This window comes from Mesorhizobium sp. M7A.F.Ca.US.006.04.2.1 (assembly GCF_004022915.1).
Classification (GTDB): Bacteria; Pseudomonadota; Alphaproteobacteria; order Rhizobiales; family Rhizobiaceae; genus Mesorhizobium; species Mesorhizobium ciceri.
The window spans coordinates 1-4,695 of record NZ_RZQA01000518.1 but is presented as its reverse complement, the minus strand read 5'-3'; the positions used below and the strand labels follow the sequence as shown (position 1 = coordinate 4,695).

The following is a 4,695-nucleotide window of genomic DNA, read 5'->3' as shown; positions in this document are numbered from 1 at the left end:
TCAGGATATTTGGCATGGTCGGCGTAGACGATCGCGGCCTTGTATTTTCGGGCAAGTGCTGCGAATTCCGGCACGACAAAACTGTCGTTGCGGACTTCGAGCGCATGGCGCAGCGCAACGCCGTCCTGCTTTTCCGGTAGCAGCTTCAGGAAGGCTTCGAAATCGTCCGGATCGAATTTCTTGGTCGGCGCGAACTGCCACAGGATCGGCCCGAGCTTTTCGCCGAGCGCCGCCACGCCGGAGCCAAGGAAGCGCATCATCGATTCGCCGGCCTCGCCCAGCACGCGCCGGTTGGTGACGAAGCGGTTGCCCTTCAGCGAATAGACAAAGCCGTCCGGCGCTTCGCTGGCCCATTTGACGAAGGTCGGCTCCTTGAAGCTGGAATAGTAGGTGCCGTTGACCTCGATGCTCGGCACCTGGCGAGTGGCGTAGTTCAACTGCTTGGCCTTGGAAAGCTTGTCGGGATAGAAGGACGTATCCCAGGGTTCGAAGGTCCAGCCGCCCATGCCGGCGCGGATTGTTCCCGATGTGCTCATTGTCATCCTCCCAATGCAGAAAAAGATCAGGCCGCGGTAATCTGATCGACGGTTTTGATCATGTCGACGAGCACCCATCCTGGCCGGTAGGGATTGGGCCGGCGACCCGTTTCGTGGAAACCATAGGCAAGATAGAGCGCAATGTTCCGCTCCATCCTGGCGTTGGTGTAGAGCCGCACTTCTGGCAGACCCCAGAGATGGGTCTGCTCATCCGCGTGTTTCAGCAGCGCAATGCCGAAGCCCTTGCCTTGAAAGTCGGGGGAGACCGCGACGGAGAATATCATCGCGTGGTCGTCATGTCGCTCCAGCGCGATCAGCCCGGCAAGCTCGCCGCCACTTTCCAGCAACCAGACCTCGCCGCGCGCGATGCGCGGCGCATAGTCCTCGGTGACCGGGATCGGCGGCGCGCCGAACAGCGCGATGTAAGGCGCATAGGCCGCTTCCGTCAGCGAGACGACGGTTTGGAGATCACCGGCAAGCGCTCTTCTGATTGTCATTCAAAAGCTCTCCAGAGCTCTCCAGGCGCCAACCGGTCGATCACTCCGCCGCTTCGCGTTTGCCTCCGGGACGTCGCTCCAGAAGCTCCTTGAGGAACTGGCCGGTGTAGCTGCGCTTTTCGCGCACGATGGCTTCCGGCGTGCCGGAGGCGACCAGTTCGCCGCCGCCGTCGCCGCCTTCGGGGCCGAGGTCGAGCACCCAGTCCGCGGTTTTTATCACTTCGAGATTGTGCTCGATGACCACCACCGTGTTGCCCTGGTCTACCAGTTCGTGCAGCACTTCCAGCAGTTTGGCAACGTCGTGGAAATGCAGGCCAGTGGTCGGCTCATCCAGGATGTAGAGCGTCTTGCCGGTCGCCTTGCGCGACAGTTCCTTGGCCAGCTTGATGCGCTGCGCCTCGCCGCCGGACAGCGTTGTCGCCTGCTGGCCGATATGGATGTAGCCGAGGCCGACCTGCTTCAGCGTGTCGAGCTTGTCGCGCACGCCGGGCACCGCGGCGAAGAAATCGACGCCTTCCTCGACCGTCATGTCGAGCACGTCGGCGATCGACTTGCCCTTGAACAGGACATCGAGCGTCTCTCTGTTATAGCGCTTGCCGTGACAGACGTCGCAGGTGACGTAGACGTCGGGCAGGAAGTGCATCTCGATCTTGATGACGCCGTCGCCCTGGCAGGCCTCGCAGCGGCCGCCCTTGACGTTGAACGAGAAGCGTCCCGGCTGATAGCCGCGCGCCTTGGCCTCCGGCAGGCCAGCGAACCAGTCGCGGATCGGCGTGAAGGCGCCGGTATAGGTGGCCGGGTTTGAACGCGGTGTGCGGCCGATCGGCGACTGGTCGATGTCGATGACCTTGTCGAGGAATTCGAGGCCCTCGATGCGGTCGTGGTCGGCCGGATGTTCGCGCGAGCCCATGATGCGTCTCGAGGCGGCCTTGAACAGCGTCTCGATCAGGAAGGTCGACTTGCCGCCGCCGGACACGCCAGTGACGGCGGTGAAGGTGCCGAGCGGGATTTCGGCGGTGACGTTCTTCAGATTGTTGCCGCGCGCGCCGACGATCTTGATGCGGCGGTTCTTCTTCGCTTCACGCCGCACGCCGGGCGTCGCCACTTCGAGCGCGCCCGACAGATATTTGCCAGTGATCGAATTGGGATTGGCCATGACCTGCTGCGGCGTGCCCTGGGCGATGATCTCGCCGCCATGGATGCCGGCGGCCGGGCCCATGTCGACGACATAGTCGGCATGCAGGATGGCGTCCTCGTCATGCTCGACGACGATCACCGTGTTGCCGATGTCGCGCAGGTGCTTCAGCGTATCGAGCAGGCGCGCATTGTCGCGCTGGTGCAGGCCGATCGACGGCTCGTCCAGCACATAGAGCACGCCGGTCAGGCCGGAGCCGATCTGCGATGCCAGCCGGATGCGCTGGCTCTCGCCGCCCGACAGCGTGCCGGAATTGCGCGACAGCGTCAGATAGTCGAGCCCGACATCGTTGAGGAAGCGCAGCCGTTCACGGATTTCCTTGAGCACACGCACCGCGATTTCGTTCTGCTTGTCGTTGAGCGACGCGGGCAGGTCGGTGAACCACTGGTCGGCCTTGCGGATGGAAAGCTCGGTGACTTCGCCGATGTGCCTGCCGGCGATCTTCACCGCCAGCGACTCGGGCTTCAGCCGATAGCCCTTGCAGACCGGGCAGGGTGTGGCCGACATGAAGCGCTCGATCTCCTCGCGCATCCAGGCGGATTCGGTCTCTTTCCAGCGCCGCTCGAGATTGGGGATGACGCCTTCGAAAGTTTTCGTCGTCTTGTAGGAGCGCAGGCCGTCATCATACTGGAAGGTGATCTCGCGCTCGCCGGTGCCGCGCAGGACGGCTTCCTTGGCCTCTTCAGACAAATCCTTGAACTTGTCGCCGAGCTTGAAGCCATAGGCCTTGCCCAATGCCTCCAGCGTCTGCGCGTAATAGGGCGAGGTCGACTTCGCCCACGGGCTGACGGCGCCGTCGCGCAGCGAGATGTTTTCATCCGGCACGATCAGATTGCCGTCGATGGCGCGCTGGCTGCCGAGACCGTCGCAGGTCGGGCAGGCGCCGAACGGGTTGTTGAACGAGAACAGCCGCGGTTCGATTTCCGGAATGGTGAAGCCGGAGACCGGGCAAGCGAACTTTTCCGAGAACAGGATGCGCTCATGCGTCTCGTTCTTCGACTTGTTGACCGAATCCTCGCCGGTCTGGCTGGAATCGAGCGGCTTGTCGGCGAATTCGGCGACCGCCAGCCCATCGGCCAGCTTCAGCGCCGTTTCGATGGAATCGGCAAGCCGCGTCGCGAGGTCGCCGCGCACGACGATGCGGTCGACGACGACATCGAGGTCATGCTTGTACTTCTTGTCCAGCGCCGGCACGTCGGCGATCTCATAGAAGACGCCGTCGACCTTGACGCGCTGAAAGCCCTTCTTCTGCAGTTCCAGCAATTCCTTGCGGTACTCGCCTTTGCGGCCGCGCACCATCGGCGCCAGGATGAACAGGCGCGTGCCTTCCTCGATCGCCAGCACGCGGTCGACCATCTGCGAAACCGTCTGGCTCTCGATCGGCAGGCCGGTGGCCGGCGAATAGGGGATGCCGACGCGCGCAAAAAGCAGGCGCATATAGTCGTAGATCTCGGTGACGGTGCCGACCGTCGAACGCGGGTTCTTCGATGTGGTCTTCTGCTCGATGGAAATGGCAGGCGACAGGCCGTCGATCTGGTCGACGTCAGGCTTCTGCATCATTTCGAGGAATTGCCGCGCGTAGGCCGACAGGCTTTCGACGTAGCGCCGCTGGCCCTCGGCATAGATCGTGTCGAAGGCAAGCGATGACTTGCCGGACCCCGACAGGCCGGTCATGACAATCAGGCTGTCACGCGGCAGGTCGAGATCGACATTCTTCAGATTGTGTTCGCGCGCCCCGCGAATGGAAAGATATTTATGGTCGGCCATAGCCGGTCGCCGCCTCAGAATCTGGAATTTCCTGGAATGGCGGGTTTTCCCGGCCATCCCCTATGTAGGTAGTTTTGCCGCCACGTCGAGAGACGCCACAATTCCCGACAAAAGCGTTTAAGCGTCTTTCGCGTGAACGGGCAAGCGGAAAGAACAAAGGCCGAACACGCTCCTGACAAAGCTGTGCAAAAACTGACTTGTACGTAACCTCCCGGCGATCACGTTTTTCGGTAACCGGCTATTGATGGTTGACGCGGGCAACCCAGGAGCGCAGTCTCCGGAAGTCAACGAAGCCGGCCGTCTTTCGATGGCCTCGCCGCCCAAAGGCGGCCTGCGAGACGCCGCAGGCATTTGCGATTTGTGCTTCGAATTGACAACAATCGCAACGGACAGAGGAGCGGAGCTATGACGCCACCGGATCGTCCCCTAGGGTTCCAGTTGTCACTGGAGCCGCGGCAGGCATAAGTGCCAGGGTTTAGCGTCTGCGCCACCCGGCAAACCGTGACCTGCCATATCTCCTAAAAATCAGAGACTGCTAGTCGGATCGTCGGCCGAACGCCGCGGTGCATCCGAAATCAAACGCCGGCAGTACACTCCCGGCAAAGTTGGATTTGAGATCCAGAAGGCCCCGTCCGTTTGCCCAAGGCACGGCGGGGCCGTTTTTTGTGGGGAACGCTCATTTCCGCGCGCACTCAGTGAC

General features: G+C 62.0%; 3 protein-coding genes. All 3 read right to left on the bottom strand.

The window, feature by feature from the left end; translation table 11 throughout:
* A partial coding sequence (locus tag EN925_RS24155; protein WP_164894356.1) for a DUF72 domain-containing protein occupies positions 1-536 on the bottom strand: 536 nt, incomplete at its 3' end.
* Between the two features lie 26 nt (positions 537-562).
* Complete coding sequence (locus EN925_RS24150; RefSeq protein WP_127370558.1) at positions 563-1,033, bottom strand: GNAT family N-acetyltransferase; 471 nt, start codon at positions 1,031-1,033, stop codon at positions 563-565.
* Positions 1,034-1,073: 40 nt separating this feature from the next.
* Entirely contained in the window at positions 1,074-3,995 is a 2,922-nt protein-coding gene (gene uvrA, locus EN925_RS24145; protein ID WP_063167932.1) for an excinuclease ABC subunit UvrA, read from the bottom strand.
* Between the last annotated feature and the right edge of the window lie 700 nt (positions 3,996-4,695).